11 protein-coding genes are annotated in these 17,170 nt (G+C 41.7%); 4 read left to right on the top strand and 7 right to left on the bottom strand.

The genetic code is table 11. From position 1 onward, the window contains the following. Positions 1–351: 351 nt before the first annotated feature. On the bottom strand, positions 352–2,409 hold the full coding sequence (locus B879_RS08925) for an alpha-L-fucosidase (protein WP_009184842.1): 2,058 nt from the start codon (positions 2,407–2,409) through the stop codon (positions 352–354). A 169-nt stretch (positions 2,410–2,578) separates the two neighbouring features. On the opposite strand from B879_RS08925, the gene araD1 reads away from it, so the two are divergent. The 3 genes from araD1 to B879_RS08910 all read left to right on the top strand — a co-directional run bounded on the left by araD1 (position 2,579) and on the right by B879_RS08910 (position 7,405). Next, positions 2,579–3,541 (top strand): AraD1 family protein, encoded by a 963-nt coding sequence (araD1, locus tag B879_RS08920; protein WP_009184841.1) that lies wholly within the window; start codon positions 2,579–2,581, stop codon positions 3,539–3,541. Between the two features lie 177 nt (positions 3,542–3,718). Next, positions 3,719–4,873: an alanine racemase gene (gene alr, locus B879_RS08915; RefSeq protein ID WP_009184840.1), complete on the top strand. Its 1,155-nt coding sequence runs from the start codon at positions 3,719–3,721 to the stop codon at positions 4,871–4,873. Between the two features lie 108 nt (positions 4,874–4,981). Continuing rightward, positions 4,982–7,405, top strand: a complete 2,424-nt coding sequence (locus B879_RS08910) for a S9 family peptidase (protein ID WP_009184839.1) — start codon at positions 4,982–4,984, stop codon at positions 7,403–7,405. 935 nt (positions 7,406–8,340) lie between these two features. Here B879_RS08910 and B879_RS08900 read toward each other — a convergent pair. The 6 genes from B879_RS08900 to B879_RS08875 all read right to left on the bottom strand — a co-directional run bounded on the left by B879_RS08900 (position 8,341) and on the right by B879_RS08875 (position 15,652). Beyond that, the gene (locus B879_RS08900) at positions 8,341–10,056 is read right to left on the bottom strand and encodes a hypothetical protein (RefSeq protein WP_238542110.1); all 1,716 of its coding nucleotides are present in this window, start codon (positions 10,054–10,056) and stop codon (positions 8,341–8,343) included. A gap of 201 nt (positions 10,057–10,257) precedes the next feature. Next, positions 10,258–10,686, bottom strand: a complete 429-nt coding sequence (locus tag B879_RS08895) for an energy transducer TonB (protein ID WP_009184837.1) — start codon at positions 10,684–10,686, stop codon at positions 10,258–10,260. 535 nt (positions 10,687–11,221) lie between these two features. Continuing rightward, positions 11,222–11,710 (bottom strand): GNAT family N-acetyltransferase, encoded by a 489-nt coding sequence (locus B879_RS08890; protein WP_009184836.1) that lies wholly within the window; start codon positions 11,708–11,710, stop codon positions 11,222–11,224. A 150-nt stretch (positions 11,711–11,860) separates the two neighbouring features. Next, a complete protein-coding gene (locus tag B879_RS08885) occupies positions 11,861–12,868 on the bottom strand; it encodes an SMP-30/gluconolactonase/LRE family protein (protein WP_009184835.1) in 1,008 nt (335 codons plus the stop codon). Positions 12,869–13,039: 171 nt separating this feature from the next. Further along, entirely contained in the window at positions 13,040–15,262 is a 2,223-nt protein-coding gene (locus tag B879_RS08880) for an alpha/beta hydrolase family protein (protein WP_040400397.1), read from the bottom strand. A gap of 138 nt (positions 15,263–15,400) precedes the next feature. Further along, positions 15,401–15,652 carry a Kazal-type serine protease inhibitor family protein gene (locus B879_RS08875; protein WP_009184833.1) on the bottom strand — a complete coding sequence of 84 codons (252 nt, stop codon included), beginning with the start codon at positions 15,650–15,652 and terminating at the stop codon, positions 15,401–15,403. A gap of 200 nt (positions 15,653–15,852) precedes the next feature. Here B879_RS08875 and dndC point away from each other — a divergent pair, with 200 nt between their 5' ends. After that, entirely contained in the window at positions 15,853–17,166 is a 1,314-nt protein-coding gene (gene dndC, locus B879_RS08870; protein ID WP_009184832.1) for a DNA phosphorothioation system sulfurtransferase DndC, read from the top strand. Positions 17,167–17,170 lie beyond the last annotated feature (4 nt).

The following is a 17,170-nucleotide window of genomic DNA, read 5'->3' as shown; positions in this document are numbered from 1 at the left end:
CCCCTGGTGAAACCAGGGGATTCAAAAATTCAGGTATTTAGCTTTCCCGACCCTAAAAGGGTCGAACATAAAAGCCTTATTATGAATAAATTCAATCAATATTAGTTTGACCCCTTTAGGGTCAGGCGATAACTACAAAAAACCATTCCCAAACCATGGGTTTCACCCATGGCTATTTAAATGTTTGACCCCATTCGGGGTCTAGTCTATTTCATTTGGTTGGGACATTTCTAAAATTATCATTAAGCATCAATATTCAAATGGTGGACAAAAGAAACACTAAAATTTTTTGGGTTAGTTTGAGTTCTAATTTATAATTTGGGTTCTAATTAAGGTTAATTTAGATGGAAATTAATTATCCCTGGTAATTACACCAAGTTCTGCAAAGGAGCCCTTCAATCCATCCGTTGTTCCCAATGCCCTCAGCCGGATATACCTGGCATCCACCCCATCAAATCTTATAGTCTGCTCAATAGGATTGTTGTAAATATTTGAGAATTCGCCTAAGGCCCTATCTGTCCAAGTTCTTCCATCTAAGCTACTTTGGAAAACAAACCTTTCAATCACACCACTCATGTACCTATTTTGGGGAGGAAGGTAGGTAAATCCATGGATGGTAGTGACCTCACCCAAGTCTACAATCAATTCATCCCCGGTGCTTTGCCAAAAGGTGTTGGGATCCTCATCAATGGCTTTTTCCGCATTGGGGTCATTGTGGATAACTTTCCATTTGGCTTTGGGCATATCCAAATCTTGCACTAAAATCTCACTAAGTTGACCAGTAACAGGATCATGACTAATGGCCTTCAATTGGACCGCTTGATCCACCATCACAGGCCTTTCATATTTTAGACTGCTGATGCTTGGATTACTGCCATCCAAGGTATAATAAATATCCACATTGCTTCCGGGAACATTCAAAGTCAAGGCTCCCGATTTATCCCTTTTCAACAGCGGCTCGATCAGCAATGCCGGCGCATGGAAAACACCTATCCTGGAAATGGTGGGGCTGGCTTTCGCATCGGTTATGGTAAACCTCAAAGCATCCGTATCCACATCCTCAAATCTCAGAATTCGCTTTGCCCCAATGGTGGTTCCATTGTGGATAAGTTCCCAGCCCTTTTCTGTTTTGGCTTCCAATGTAAAAGCTTTCACCCTTTGGCCTAAGGCAATATGCTCTTGGGCCATAAACCTGTTAATACTCTGTATTTGAGGAAATTGAATGATAATTTCATTGTGGATAACTCCATCTTCTGCTGCCCAATACTTATTTTTATCCTCATTGAGTACCTGTTTGATCTCAAAGCCTCTTCCTCTTTCATTAGAGGCGCTAAGTTTGGCTTTTTGTGCCAGGTCTACAGCGAAATCTTCCTTTATTTTTGTGGATAACTTCATGATCTGTTCCACGTCTTTCTCATGGATCAAGCCTCTTCTATCCACAGGAAAGTTGATCAAGAGGGCGGCATTTCTGCCAATGCTATTGTAATAGATATCCAGCAATTGTGGAAGGGTTTTCACTTTGTGGTCCTCGTATTCGTGGTAGTACCATCCCGGTCTAATGGATACATCCGCTTCCGCCGGCACCCAATGGGTTCCATCTTCCTGTCCCGAAGCATATTTTTCCGGATATTCCGGCATACCGGCATAGACAGAGTCCCGCATCAGATTGGACCAAGTGGTCTCATAAGCATAACCATCTTCATTGCCTACCCAGCGCACGTCAGGACCACCATCGCTGAACAACACCGCCCCGGGCTGCAATTCTCTTACCAAGGCATAGATATTCGGCCAATCATAATAAGTCAACTTATCCACATAGCGGTTTTCATTGGCACCACCATAGTAGCCGGTTCCCCCATTGGCTCCGTCAAACCATACCTCAAAGATTTCCCCATAATTGGTGAGTAATTCCGTCAACTGATTCCGCATATACGTGATATAGGCCGGTGTACCATAATCTGCATGGTTTCTGTCCCATGGAGAATAGTATATCCCCATTTCCAGCCCAAACTCGTCACATGCCTCCCTCAACTCTTGGATCAAATCCCCTTTCCCACCTTTCCAGGGGGAGTTCTTTACGGAATGTTCGGTATATGCTGAAGGCCAAAGACAAAAGCCATCGTGGTGTTTGGCCGTAATGATAATGCCCTTCATGCCCGCCTCCTTGGCTACTTTGGCCCATTGCCGGGTATCCAAAGCCGTGGGGTTAAAATCAGCTGGATCCTCATCCCCCATCCCCCATTCCATATCCGAAAAAGTATTCATATTGAAATGCACAAAGCCATAGTATTCCAGGTCATGCCAGGCCAATTGCCGCTCCGAAGGAATGGGATAAACAGGCGCTGGAGGCGCTACTTCAGGGCCTTGGCAGGCACAAATAATCAATGCAAGAAACAGGAGCTTTTTCATTTGAAAACCAATTGTTCTGAAATATTAATCATTTTTCCAGAAAACATACATACAACAGCCCAAATCCCTATCTACCTTGAGAAAATTTAGGATTAAAAGGATAAAACAGTACTAATTGACTAAATTTCACTGAAATTTATGTTTCTTTTCCAGTAAGCCCTTATCCCCAATGAGAATCGTACAGTTTAAAAATAAAGAGAACACCACCAATGTGGCTTTGGTAGAGGATGAAAATCTGCGCCTGTTGCTTGAAGTAAAAAATACCTATGAATTGGTGCAAAAATCCTTTACATCTGGAAAAAGTCTGGAAAACCTTGTCAACTATCTGGCAGGAGATCAAACAGTAAGTTATCAACCTTTATTAGATAACAAACAGGTTTTACTCCCGCTTACCCATCCTGACCTTTATCGCTGCTGGGTTACGGGCACTGGACTTACCCATTTGGGATCTGCGGCTTCCCGGGATAAAATGCACCAAAAACTGAAAAGTAGCAACCCTGATGCGCTCACGGACTCTATGAAGATGTTCCAAATGGGATTAGAAAATGGGAAGATGCTGAATGGAGAACCTGGCGTACAGCCTGAATGGTTTTACAAAGGAAACGGACTCTCTGTAGTACCCACAGGTCATGAATTGGTTTCTCCCCCTTTTGCCTTGGATGCGGGCGAGGAACCTGAATTGGCCGGCTTGTATGTCATCGATCCGGATGGCAATCCATTTAGAGTGGGTTTTGCTATTGGCAATGAATTTTCTGACCATAAAATGGAGAAGATCAATTACCTCTATCTCGCACATTCCAAACTTAGGGCAAGTGCCTATGGCCCAGAGCTCCTGATCAGCGAACTTCCTGATCATCTTGTTGGCCTAAGCAGTATCAAAAGGGGAGATCATCTGCTATGGCAAAAGGAATTCCTCACAGGAAATGCCAATATGAGTCATAATATAGAAAACTTGGAGCACCACCACTTTAAATATGACATGTTCCGACAGCCAGGAGATGTGCATGTGCATTACTTTGGCACCTCAGTAGCCAGTTTTGCCGATGGCATTGAGGTTCAACATGGGGACAGATTTGAAATTTCGATCCCTGAACTCGGAAAACCACTCATCAACACACTCAAACAGGTATAACAACCATGTTTATAACCCTAATCAACTTCTAATTTAGGTTGATTCAGAACTTTTGTGTAATAACATTAGGTTTAAGTTAGATTGGATTAAGCTTTTGGGTCATTCGTAAAATGCAATCTTTATCCAACTCTTTCATAAAAAATTAGGTTAAAAAAATAGAAAACGTAATTTGCCCACATGCAGCATACCTCTTATATAGAAATCAGTAAATCCGCTTACCAAAAAAACATTGAATTTATTAAAGAAGAAATCGGGCCCAAAACCCAGATTTCGATTGTAGTCAAGGGCAATGCCTACGGGCATGGCATAGAAAATATCGTCCCTATGGCTGAGGAAAATGGGATTAGACACTTTTCCACCTTCTCGGCAGATGAGGCATTGCGTGTTTACCAGGCAAGCCAACACCAAAGTCAGGTCATGATTATGGGTATGCTAGCTAATGAAGACCTGGATCAATTGGTTGAAAAAGGGATCAGTTTCTATGTTTTTGAATTTGACCGGTTGGAAGCTGCCATTGCTGTGGCCAAGAAATTAAACACCAAAGCCAAAGTCCACATAGAGTTGGAAACAGGCTTTCATCGCACAGGCTTTGAATGGGAAGATCGGGAATGGTTGGGTCAAATCCTTACAGAAAACCTTGCTCACCTGGAACTGAAAGGGCTTTGTACCCATTATGCTGGTGCTGAAAGTATCTCCAATTATGTGCGCGTAAGGAATCAGATCAAAAACTACAAAAAATTCAAAAAATGGTTTGATGCCCAGAAAATCAAATTTGAAAAATACCATACCGCTTGTTCTGCAGCCACACTCCTCTACCCAGAAACAAAAATGGACCTGGTCAGGGTGGGCATTGCTTCCTATGGCTTTTGGCCAACCCAAGAAACCTACATGTACCGGTTTCAATCACTGCCTGAGAACAACAAAAATCCCCTCAAAAGACTGATATCCTGGAAAAGCAGTATCATGAACACCAAGGCAGTCAAAATGGGTGAGTTTATAGGCTACGGATCCAGTTATATGGCACCGAGGGATATGACCATTGCTTTGGTCCCCATAGGCTATGGTCATGGCTACAGCAGGATGCTGAGCAATCAAGGTAAAGTCCTCATTTCAGGTATAATTGTTCCAGTAGTGGGAACGGTCACCATGAATAGCATTGCTGTGGATGTCACTGACTTGGAAAAAGTTCAAAAAGGGGATGAAGTAATCATTATCGGTAGCCAAGGCGACAAGGAAATTTCTGTAGCCTCATTTGGAGAATCTTCCCAACAGGTCAATTATGAATTGCTTACCCGCTTACCTCAGGATATACCAAGGAGGGTGGTCGAATGATGAATGGAATTGACCACTAAGCAGATTTTCAAACCAAACACCCAAAAATGGAGTCTTCTTTAAAGATTATCCATTAATTTTCCCCAAAACTAAACTTCTATTACGCTCATGTTTAAAAAGTCCTATCAAATACCATTTGTGTTGGTCTTTGCTTTTTTCACTGCATTTCACACGCAGGCACAGGAAGCTTTGACCTACCAAACTCCTCCACAGGCCATTGCGGACTTGGTAAATGCCGACCCTACGCCTTTGGTTAGTTTCAGCCGTTCAGGTGATTTTATGTTGGTTCTGGAGCGCACAGGCAATCCTTCTATTGAGGAATTGGCCCAAGCAGAACTTCGGATTGGAGGTATTCGGATCAACCCTGCCACCAACGGTCCCAGCCGTACCGGTTCTTTTAAAAATGTCATCCTCAAAAATACCCGTGGTGGTGAGGAGAGACAGGTAAAGGGATTACCTGAAAACCCAAGGTTAGGAGCTTTTTCTCTTTCCAAGGATGAAAAATTTGTGGTCTTGACCAATACCACCAATACAGGTATCAGCCTTTGGGTAGTAGACTTAACTTCGATGGAAGCCAAGCAGTTGACCGATGAAATTGTCAATTCGGTTTATGGAACAGGCATTACCTGGACTTCAGACAATAAAGTATTGTTTACCGGCATCAACCCTGATAGAGGAGCGATGCCAAAAGCACCTTTGGCCCCATCAGGTCCCAATGCGCAGGAAACATCCGGAAATGCAGCCCCATCCAGAACTTATCAGGATCTCCTGACCAACCCTTATGATGAGGCATTGTTGGAATACTTTATGGATTCCCAGGTCATGATGGTGGATTTAAATGGCAATCTGACCGGGATAGGTAAATCAGGGATGATCAAGTCCATGGATTTATCTCCTAATGGGCAATTCCTAACCGTAGAAATGATCCAAAAACCATTCTCCTACCTTGTGCCCGCATCCCGTTTCCCTTACACCGTGGAAGTTTGGGATATGGAAGGTAAGGTTATCAAAACTCTGGCAGAAATTCCTTTGGATGAAGTGAGGCCCACAGGATTTGATGCAACGGTCACTGGTCCAAGGTCTATTTCTTGGAGAGCAGACAAACCGGCCACCTTGTACTGGGTTGAAGCGCAGGATGGTGGTGACCCGAGGGTACAAATGGAGGAAAGGGAAATCATTTACACCCTGGATCCTCCTTTCAATGCAGAACCTTCCAAATTGGCGGGCATTGGATACCGCTATCGTGGCATCTTCTGGTCTGATGACAATTTTGCTTTGTTGAATGAGGGTTGGTTTTCGAGCAGACAGCAAAAGGTAACCCGCATCAATCCTTCCAAACCTCAGGAAAAAGGCACTGTAATCATCGAGCGTTCTTCGGATGACATTTACAATGACCCTGGCACACCGGTTTTCACCACCAATGCCTATGGCAGGTCTGTACTTTTGAGAAAAGGAGATGATGTCTTCATGACCTCAGAAGGTGGTAGCCCAGAAGGAAGCATGCCCTATCTGTCAGCATTCAACACCAAAACCAAGACCGAAAATATCCTTTGGCGCTCTCAGGCTCCTTATTACGAGCGGGTAGCCAAAGTTTTGGATGCCAATGCCACTGAATTTGTGACCTTAAAGGAAAGCACAGACATACAGCCCAACTATTGGTTGGTCAATACCAGAAGACGTATCGCTCCTGTTCAGATTACACAATTTGCCCATCCTTATGAATCCATCAAAGGCATCAACAAGGAATTGGTTAAATACAAGAGGAACGATGGCCTGGACCTATCAGCTGTAGTATATACCCCGGAAGGATATAATCCAGAAAAGGACGGCAGGTTACCGGTATTGATGTGGGCTTATCCAAGGGAGTACAAATCTGCTGCGGTAGCCGCACAGGTAAGAGGCTCCAAATATACTTTTACCCGCTTGAACTGGGGTTCTCCGATCTATTGGGTAACCCAAGGATATGCCATCATGGATCAGACAGAAATGCCTATCGTGGGAGAAGGTGATGAAGAACCAAATGATTTCTTTGTGGAACAGTTGGTGGCCAATGCAGAAGCAGCCATTGATTTTATTGTGGAACAGGGTATAGGTGACAGAAACCGTATTGCGGTGGGAGGTCATTCTTATGGCGCCTTTATGACCGCCAACTTACTTTCCCATTCGAATCTGTTTGCAGCAGGGCTTGCGAGAAGCGGGGCGTATAACAGAACATTGACCCCTTTTGGCTTTCAATATGAGCAGCGTACCTATTGGGAAGCCCCTGATGTGTATAACACCATGTCGCCCTTTATGAATGCCCACAAGGTAAAAACACCGATTCTTTTGATCCATGGAGAAGCGGATAACAATTCCGGTACTTTCCCTATTCAGTCCGAGCGTTATTACAATGCTTTGAAAGGTCATGGCGCTACTACCCGACTGGTATTCCTTCCTCATGAAAGCCATGGCTATGCCGCCAAAGAATCCATCCTGCATACTTTGTGGGAGCAACATGAGTGGTTGGAGAGGTATGTGAAGAATAGACAGTGAGAAGCGAGCTTGCCTACCTTTAGGTAGGAGATTAGAATCGAGAGATTAGAAACAAGACACTAGACACAAATAGCTAGCCTGCCTACCTTTAGGTAGGACTCAAGACCTTTGGATTCGTATCTGCAAATCCGAAGGTCTTTTTACTTCCATTGATCCTATGCAACAGAAAAAAGTTATCCACATCTTTTTGCTACGGTCTTGGCTTGCTTCCCGTTGCGGCCTTTGCGTGAAATTTTCTCTTTGAAAAAATCCTAAATACCACTCCAATTTTACTTTATTACTTTGTGTCTTAGTGGCTATTATAATGAACCACAACAGGAACAAAAGAAAACAAAAGTTATCCACAATAAAATTTTTGGGCAAAGAAATCTGTGTTAATCCCATTCATCCGTGGTTAATTAAAAGCCATCAAAGCTAATTTTTTTAGCCGCAACTTGTCCCATGCATTAAGGATAAATTGGCGACACCCAGCCTTTTTTAAAACCAGACAGTTGGCTCTTGGAAAACTGTATGTACTATGCTTGGAGTTGAAAAAATCCGCCACATAGGAGAAAACATAGCAGGGCAGCAGCAAACCTTTGTTTTTAAAATCAACCGGTTGATACAGGGAAGCTATGTGTGCTATCTTCTCCTATGTGGTTAAAAAAAAATCTGCCACAAATGTCCCTCTGCGGTAGGGAGGGATGAAGCTTCAATGACTGTCATTTCTTTTTCTGAACATTTTCCTAAATGTTGAATTCTCAGAATGATGGATCAAGTGATGTCATTACCTTTCTGTAAATGCAAAATTTTAAAATCTCAGAGTGACGAACATTTCAGTCATCTCTGGTCCAAAATCAAAAAGTACTTCAATAGTGGTTAAACTTAATTCTACTATGTTGTAAAATTCATGGCCTTACTCAACACTTTTTGCCTTTTTCTGCAAAACTGTTTTTTTACATATTAAGAATCAGGTATTCTAAAGACTGCTCATTTTCCAAATTCAACTTGGTGCGAAGCCGGTACCGAGCTTTATAGACGGAATCAGGAGAAACACCAAGAATATCCGCCATTTCTTTAGCGGTGTATTGCATTTTGATCAGGGAAGCCAACCTTAATTCCGCAGTGGTAATGCCTGGCATGGATTGTTTAAGTTGTGTCATAAACCCAGGGTGTAATCTTTCAAAGAGTTTTCTGAATACGGACCAGTCTTCCTCTGTTAGAATTTTCATTTCATTGATTCTCTCCAAGTCTTCCTGAACATCTACGCGATTCTGAATTACTGATAATCGATTTTCAAACTCTTGTAACATTTTCGACTTTTCCATTAAGCTGGATTTAAGCATATCCATTTGGCTTTCAATGGCTTTTTTTTCGGCTACCAAACGCTTACTGTCAGCTTCAGCCAATTGCCTTTGTACTTTCATTCTGTTTCTAGCTACCAGCAAAAAGCTTCCAATGACCAAAAACAATGAAATTATAATCACCAACATGATGTTTCTACGCTGGATAATACTTTCATTTTCTAATTTCGACACACTCAACTCCCAAATTGCCTTTTCATTATCCATGCGCAAGCGGGTGATATTTTGACTGCTCAAAATGGAAATGTACTGAATCGCGTCATTCAGTTCCTTATATTTTTCAAAGTATTCATTTGCAAGCCCATTATCCATATAAACCCTATAAAAATCTGAAAAACTCCTGTAAGTTTCCAGTAAATAAAACTGGGTTTGAAGCAAATATTTGTTTTGCGAATTCAGTAGCCACATTTCTGCATTTTCGAGATGAAACAAGGACTCCTGTTTTAAACCTTTATCCAGATATAACCTTCCTAAATAATTGGATGCATAGGCTGCGACGTTGAGTTCTGCTTCCAGGCATGTTTCAATGGCATGTTTCAAAAGTTGCGCTGCTTTTTCTGACTCTCCCAATGCCAAGTAAACATGGCCCAGGTAGGCATTATTAATTCCCTGCCACAAATTATCATGATACACTAAAATCTTTTCATTGGCCAGTACAAGGTATTCCTTTGCCTCAGAAAAGCTACTTTTTCGCAAAAATGCCTGCCCAATAGCATTGGTGGCAACAATTTTTCTTCGTTTATCGATTTCAGACTCTTCCAGTTTGTATTCCAAAAACAATTTATAATAGCGTATAGCGGCATCATAATCAACTACTTGAAAGGCCATCTCACCCAAAAATTCATATTTATCTGCCAATTTTATTTTCGGAATATATTCTTCCATCACTTCGATGGCATCTATACAATTTCCTAATGCAAGATCAATTTTAAGGAAGTCATGTAAAAGAAATCCACTGTACCACCTAGCGTGGCCCAACAATAAGCGATCTCCTGATCTTAACCCATTTTCTTTTAAAGCAGAAACAGTCTGCTCAAGGTTCATCGACTCGGATTTATCAAAAACCCGATATACCATGACTTCAAAAATCAGAAATCTTGTCCTTAGCCAGTGCTCATTTGGTTTTATCTGTGGACTTATGGTTTGGAGCAAATCTTCAAAAAATTCAAAGCCCATGGATTCATGGGTTTTAATTTCGTTTCTCATCAAATCCAAAAAAGGATCTTCCCTGGAAGAAATGGCTTCAAAAAAATCATTGGATGCACTTTTTGTAATGCTACTCGAGGATAATAAGATTATTAAAATCAAAAGAGCCTTTAGAATTTTGTGCATTTCTTCATAAATGGTACTTCATACCTAAATTATGCAAAAAATATTCTAATCAAAACTGAGCTTAACCGGATTGCCATAGACAGTCTATCAACTACTTAGAACATAAAAGCGAAAAATGAAAAACTACCTGCCGAAACAACAGGTAGTTAGTAGTTTACTTATGCAAAATTTAAAATGCTATTGAAGACTGAAGCGAATGGGTAATTGGTAGTAAGTTTCCACGGTAGTACGTCCTTGAGTTGCTGGATTCCACTGCGGCATTCCCTTGATTAAATCCAAGGCTGCCTCGTCCAAAATGGGTTTACAACTCTTTTTGATGGTGGCCTCCACAATTGTCCCATCTGAAGTAATTTTAAACATTACTAATACTGTTCCTTCCATTCCTTGCCGGATAGCTAAAGATGGGTACTTCAAATTATCCGCTATATAAGTCTCTAAGGCTTCCTGACCCCCAATAAATCCCGGAGGTACCATTTCCAAAAACATGGATTCGTTAACTGCCCCTGATTCTAGCATGGTTAACATTTTCTCTTCCCATTGTGCATTCACACTAAATGATAGCGTAAGTGTCAATAGGGTAATAACAGTAAGTTTGATCTTTTCCATAAGACATTGGATTAGTGAAAAATGAATTTTACATATGCTTAATTGCAGATTGTAAATTTACCTTTCCACTTCCCCTCAGCCTAATTTTCTATTAGGACAAAAATCAGACATCTTCCCTTATGATAAAAGATGTGGATATGGACAAAATCTGGACAAGAAAGAAATAAAATCAAAGACTCATCACATCTGCTTTTGAAAACGCCAAAGAGCATTCAATGGCCTTTTTATCTCAACAAATGCCAAAGTGTATACAATAATTCTTTGTGGCTCAAAGTTTTTGTGACTATCGTCTTGGACCGAAAAAGAATACAAAAGTTAATCACGGCGATTTCTCTGCGATCATGGCGTAAACCCGTTGCGGTCGTTGCGAGAAATTATTCTCTTTAGTTCACGCAGCGGACGCCACAAACACGCAGCGAACGCAACTTATCCACAAAACAAGTCAGAACCGTAATGGCATAAATATCTGCGTTTATCCTCATTCATCAGTGGTCAATTTCTTTAACTTCAATAAAAAAGTTATCCACAGAAGATCTTACAAACTTTTGTACATGATATAGGCATCTACCAATCCCAACTTTTGATGTCTGAAGGCTTGGGGAATTGTCCCGATGATTAAGAAACCAAAACTTTTCCACAACTTAACCGCGGAGGCATTGGTGCTTATTACCATGTTGAACTGCATCCCCAAATATCCTTTTTCCCTGGCAAAATCTATGGAGTGTTGGCACAAAAGCCTGCCTATGCCTTTTCCTTTTTCCTCTGAATGCACCATATACCCTCCATTGGCAATATGGCTTCCCAGACCGGGTTGGTTGGGCTTGACATAATAGCTTCCAACTATTTTTCCTGAGTTATCCACAGCTACAAAAGTATCCATGTTATCTGCAAACCAGAGCTTTTTCAAATCCGATTTGGGGGTTTCCGGTAGAAAGGAAAAGACATCCCCTCTGGAAATCACATCCAAAAAAATCTCCCAAACCCCATCAAAGTCCCTTTCAATATCTGCTTTCCTGATTACCATTTTATTTCATCCAATATACACCAGTATCCTTCAAAATATTTCTACCTATTTCCATTTTTTCCACCTATTTCAATTAGATACATATTTCCAATATCTATCCATATCCACCAGTATCAAACAATATCTCTACCTATTTCAATTTATTTCCACCTATTTCAGATTTATCTTCAACACATAATTATCCGCAGTCATAAAGAAGGATTTCTCATCGGTGGAAAATTCACAATTGGAAGTAGCCTCCCCGGTCCTCAGTCTAGCCAACACATTTCCACTGGAGTCAAATACCCAGACCCCACCTGGGCCGGTGGCGAAGATTATCCCCGAAGTATGAACTTTCAACCCATCAGGCAATCCCTTGAATCCCTCTTTCCGCACATAATCCGTGGCATCATAAAAGAGGCTTCTGTTTGAAAGAGTTCCATCCATTTCCACTTCATACACATACCAAACAGCCAGATCGGGATCAGAATTGGCCACATAAAGTAGGCGTTGATCCGGACTGAAGGCCAAACCATTGGGTCGGGTCAATTGGTCCAACAATTCCAATTCCCCCGAATTTCTCAACATATACAAACCTTGAAAGTCCAGTTCCTTGGCGGGATCGTCCATATTGAATTCCAGCCCATAAGGCGGATCCGTAAAATACATGTTTCCCCGCCCATCAAAAACCACATCATTGGGACTGTTGAGCCGCTTGCCCTGATAGTTATCCACAAGGGTGACAAATTGGGCTTTGGGTTGATCGAGCGGGCTGTCCATCCGTGCCATGCGCCGGTCTCCATGTTGGCACAGCACCAACCGTCCCATTGGATCCAAAGTCAGACCATTGGCCCCCACTTCCCCTCCTCTTGGGGAATCTCCGGTGTAGCCGGAAGGCTTAAGGAAAAGGCTGAGTGCCCCTTTCTCATCTATCTTAAATATTGAATTGTTGGGGATATCCGTAAATAGAAGGCTTTGTTGCCCTTCCAGCCACAGCGGTCCTTCTGTCCAGGCAAAACCTTCTGCCAGGATCTGGAAAGGTGTATCGGGATCCAGCAAATCCAAAATACGATCATCCAAAATCTCAATAAAGGCATCTTCTTTCATGGAGGTAGGTTTTGAGGTGCAGGAAATCAAAAACAGATGTATTAACAAAGTGGCAATTACCAATCTATACATGGTTTCAGATGGTTTTTAGTGATGTTTTCACCTAAATTAAATATTATTGTCTAAACAGTAAATATTCTTGGGGGATCTCAAGGAGATTTAGGGGCTAACATGATAAAGATAAAAGCCAGAGGATTGGGCTTAGTTTTTATAATTGTACAAAGCAGGTCAATGCACCATCCATTAATCACTACTCTCTCCGTCTTTCTCTTCTTTCTCCTTTTTGTTGAAGTGTTTTTCATAAAATTCGAAAACCCTCGTCCAATGATCATGGAAATCACGCTCATTGCTGGCGACACCCGCACCATGACCCCCGTTGAGGTAATTGACCCAGACCACATCTTTTCCTAATCTTCGCATGGCATAATAGAGTTCCCTCGAGTTGGTGCCTGGCACATTCCAATCCCCTTCACCTGTCATGATCAGATGAGGTGTTTTGATCCGGTCTGCATGCAGTACTGCTGTGGTGGCCAGGTATTTCAAAGGTGCATCCCAAAGGGTGCTACCGATTCGGTCCTGACCATATTCCGCTGCGGTATAATTCCTCGTTCCGATCTTGGGACTATCCCCAAGGAAACTGATGATATTGACCTTCCCGGAGATATTGATGGCTGCAGCAAATCTATCGGTCTGTGTAATCAGTAAGGAGGTGGCATAGCCGCCATAGCTTCCCCCCTGCACCCCTACTTTGTCATTATCCACCTTGCCTTCATCCACCAGTTTATTGATGGCTGCGGTGATTCCTTTTACCCAAGCTTCACCGGGATATCCCATTTCCAGGTCCACCGATGGACGCAGGGCGAAATAGCCCTGATTGGCAAAAAGGTTCATGTTCCTGTTGTAGCCATTTGCAAGGAAAGTTTCATAGACTTCGCAGACAAGGGGATACTTTTTGCCCTCTTCATAATCCACAGGATAATAAAGGATTCCTTTAAGCTCTTTGCCGTCTACATTTCTGTAGGTGATCAGCTCAGACCTTGTCATCTTCTTGTCCGCTAACCATGGATTGAGATGGGTCAAAGGCTTCATTTCTGCAAAAGACCAATCGCTCACTACCAAATCAGCAGGCATATCTTCATCGGATAAACTCAAAACGACTACATCTTCATGTTTGGCCTTCTGTAATCCTGTGTAAAGACGATCATCGATAATCAGATCTTCCATGGTACGGTCAGTGAGATCAAACCGGACAAAACCCCTTGTCCAGCGGTCTTTTTCACTGTATGAAAAATACAGGTAATTTTCATCCTTAGACCAATGCTCAAGGTTTAAGCTGGGGGCTTTTTCTTTATCCTCGGGAAATTCATAGACCATTTCCAACTGCTCCCCTTGGGCATTCGCCAACCAATAGCCTTTGTCCGAACTCAGGAGTAATTTGTTTTCCGAAGGAGACCAGGAAGTAATGGAAAACTTTACTTCCTTTTTCTTTTTTTCATCGGTGAAGGCTTTTCCTTTGGTGAGATTGAGTGAATCCAGCTGACCCAATGTCTGCACATATACATAGCCTGAGTCTACCCATGCAAATTTGGTTTTGGAATCAGACCAATTGTAATTTCTGCGTTTTTCGTTGCGTTTGTAGAGAATTTGCGTGGAATCTGGATTGGCAAGTTCCTTATAAGATACTTGGTACTCGGTACCTTCATTGCGGACGTAGGAAGTTTTCAAAGGGAAAGTTTCATTGAAAATCAGGAATTGATTGTCCTCTGAAAGGTAAACACCCCCATAATTGGCCTCAGGAAGCATTTCCTGAGACTGTCCATTCGTCAAATTAACTTTTAACACTTTGGTCAATGCATTGGTATTTCTGATTTCATCCCATTTGAGAAAAGGCTTATTCCCATCATATACCACAACCGGTCCTTTGGTAGCTTCATTGTAAAGGGCCATGGCCCTATCTAACCAATCATGATTTCTGGCATGGAGCAGTATGGACTTGCCATCGGAGGTCCAGGTCAAGTCTGAATTGGCCAACAAAGGATTACCACTGATCTTTATCTCCTTTATGCGTTTGCGGTTGGTATCGTAAAGCATCAGGTGAAGTTTGTCTCCCTTTTGCTCCAAAAATGCCAGTTCCTTGGAGTTGGGAGACCAGGAAAATGAGGTTACTCTGGATTGTTCCTTATAGGGATACAGCATTTCGCCATTTTGGGTGTCGAGGATGACAAATTCACCTGGTAGTACATTGAGGTAGGAGGGGTCCTGAAATCTGAAATGATCCACATCAAATCTGGCCCTGCCATCTGAAATCAGCCCTGCCAACAACTTTCCATCATCGGATAAAGCAGTATTGCCGATGGATTTGACGTTGATGGCATCTGCCACGGTGAAATTGGTTTTTTGGGCAAAAGCCAATGAGGATAACAGCAGGCCAAGCAGGATAAGGGGGAAAGCGAAAAGGTTTTTCATGGGAGGATTGTTGATATTCACTCCAACAAAAAACAGCATTTCCTTGGCTTTCCCCCTACCGTTGGCAAAAAAATCCAACTATCTGAAAAAAAACATCATTTTAAATACTGAAGTAAAAAAATGGTATCAGGGGCCTTGTTAATTACATTCCCCATCTGTAAACTTCAAAATACCTCTGGCACCGGCTTCACAGGCATTGCCGTAGGTTTTTCCATCGCAGCCGCACACTGGTTGATAGATGGCAGCACACATGGTATCCTCCTTGATCTGAAGGCTATCGAAGCAGTCAGTAGCCAACAATACCTCAGGTCCTGGGTCTAAGGTCTCACACATAAAAGCAGTGGATAATAAAAAAGGAAGGGCAAATAGCAGGTTCAGTGTTTTTTTCATGGTCTTGGTATTTTCTGTAAGACGAAAGTGGCTGGTGAAATGCTACAGGGAAGGGGGAAAACTTTTTCTAAAATTTCTATTTTTCGAATTTCTACACGTCTAATGAATTATACAGCTTATCGTCAAAAGTAATTACCAATTTTCAAGAATAAATTGTTATTTTGAAGATAAGTTTTTAATTCATTTCCTTTTTACATAATATGGCGTTGGATATCAGGCATTTAGAAAACGAAATCATTGATCAATACCTTTATGACGAAAATCCAAGACCTTGGATAATTGGGTTTAGTGGAGGGAAGGATAGCACGATGCTTCTCCAAGTAGTATGGAGAGCGTTAAAGAAAGTAGATCCTATCCTTCTAACAAGAAGAATTTATGTAGTATGTAATGATACCATGGTGGAGAATCCCAGAATGGTAAAATTTATTAAAACTACCCTCAATAGAATTCAGATTGCAGCCAAAGATCAACAAATCCCATTGACAGTCCATGAAACCATGCCTAGAATCGAAGATAGTTTCTGGGTCCGATTGATTGGATTAGGTTACCCTGCTCCTAACCGATTTGTAAGGTGGTGTACTGAGCGTTTGAAGATCAATCCTACTACCCGTTTTATCACTGAAAAAATCAACGAAGCAGGAGAGGCCATTATTTTATTGGGAACAAGAAGTGCCGAAAGTGGTAACAGGGCAAGGTCTATAAAAAGACATGAAATAAAGGGTCAAAGACTAAGAAAGCATCAATTACCAAATGCTTATGTGTATGCTCCAATCAAAGATGTAACAACCAATGAACTTTGGCAGTACTTAAACCAGGTACCCCCACCTTGGGGTGGCAATCATAAAGAGCTCGTAACCCTTTACCGGAATGCTAATGCTGGTGATTGTCCGCTTGTTATCGATGACACTACTCCAAGCTGTGGAAATAGTAGGTTTGGTTGTTGGACCTGTACAGTAGTCAATAAGGACAAATCAATGGAAGGTTTGATTGATAATGGGGAAGAATGGATGTTGCCTCTTTCAGAGATTCGGGACTTTTTGGTGGAGACCAGGGATAACCCTGAGAAATATAGAGATCCACGCAGGAGAAATGGAGAATTAAAAGAAGGTGTTTGGGGTCCTTATTTATTTGAGACAAGGGCTGAAATTTTGAGAAGAATTCTAAGGGCCCAAAAAGAGATTCAAGAATCTGAAGGAGTTGAACTGATTACACAGCAAGAGTTAGTATTGATCCAGTATCACTGGTTTAGAGATTGTTTTTTCCATACCAAAGTATCGGATATTTATAATGAAGTTTTTAAAAATAATATTGATATGAGTCGTCAAATTGAAAAACTAAAAGAAGAGGAAGATTTACTTGCTAAATCCTGCAAAGAGGAACCTAAAGACCTCAATTTTATCAGGGATAGCTTGGCGCTTCAAAAAACCAAAACTTTGATGATCCGAAAAAGAGGATTACAGGCTGATTTGGATAGAAGGCTTGAACAGTACATTGATGAATTAAGGATGAATTAAAAAT

The sequence above is a fragment of the Cecembia lonarensis LW9 genome (genome assembly GCF_000298295.1).
Classification (GTDB): domain Bacteria; phylum Bacteroidota; class Bacteroidia; order Cytophagales; family Cyclobacteriaceae; genus Cecembia; species Cecembia lonarensis.
This window is presented reverse-complemented; position numbering and strand designations above follow the sequence as displayed.

What these genes read in the sequence shown, in the direction of transcription:
- B879_RS08925 (WP_009184842.1), bottom strand. Translation starts at nt 2,409, where the DNA reads ATGAAAAAGCTCCTGTTTCTTGCATTGATTATTTGTGCCTGCCAAGGC.
- araD1 (WP_009184841.1), top strand. Translation starts at nt 2,579, where the DNA reads ATGAGAATCGTACAGTTTAAAAATAAAGAGAACACCACCAATGTGGCT.
- alr (WP_009184840.1), top strand. Translation starts at nt 3,719, where the DNA reads ATGCAGCATACCTCTTATATAGAAATCAGTAAATCCGCTTACCAAAAA.
- B879_RS08910 (WP_009184839.1), top strand. Translation starts at nt 4,982, where the DNA reads ATGTTTAAAAAGTCCTATCAAATACCATTTGTGTTGGTCTTTGCTTTT.
- B879_RS08895 (WP_009184837.1), bottom strand. Translation starts at nt 10,686, where the DNA reads ATGGAAAAGATCAAACTTACTGTTATTACCCTATTGACACTTACGCTA.
- B879_RS08890 (WP_009184836.1), bottom strand. Translation starts at nt 11,710, where the DNA reads ATGGTAATCAGGAAAGCAGATATTGAAAGGGACTTTGATGGGGTTTGG.
- B879_RS08885 (WP_009184835.1), bottom strand. Translation starts at nt 12,868, where the DNA reads ATGTATAGATTGGTAATTGCCACTTTGTTAATACATCTGTTTTTGATT.
- B879_RS08880 (WP_040400397.1), bottom strand. Translation starts at nt 15,262, where the DNA reads ATGAAAAACCTTTTCGCTTTCCCCCTTATCCTGCTTGGCCTGCTGTTA.
- B879_RS08875 (WP_009184833.1), bottom strand. Translation starts at nt 15,652, where the DNA reads ATGAAAAAAACACTGAACCTGCTATTTGCCCTTCCTTTTTTATTATCC.
- dndC (WP_009184832.1), top strand. Translation starts at nt 15,853, where the DNA reads ATGGCGTTGGATATCAGGCATTTAGAAAACGAAATCATTGATCAATAC.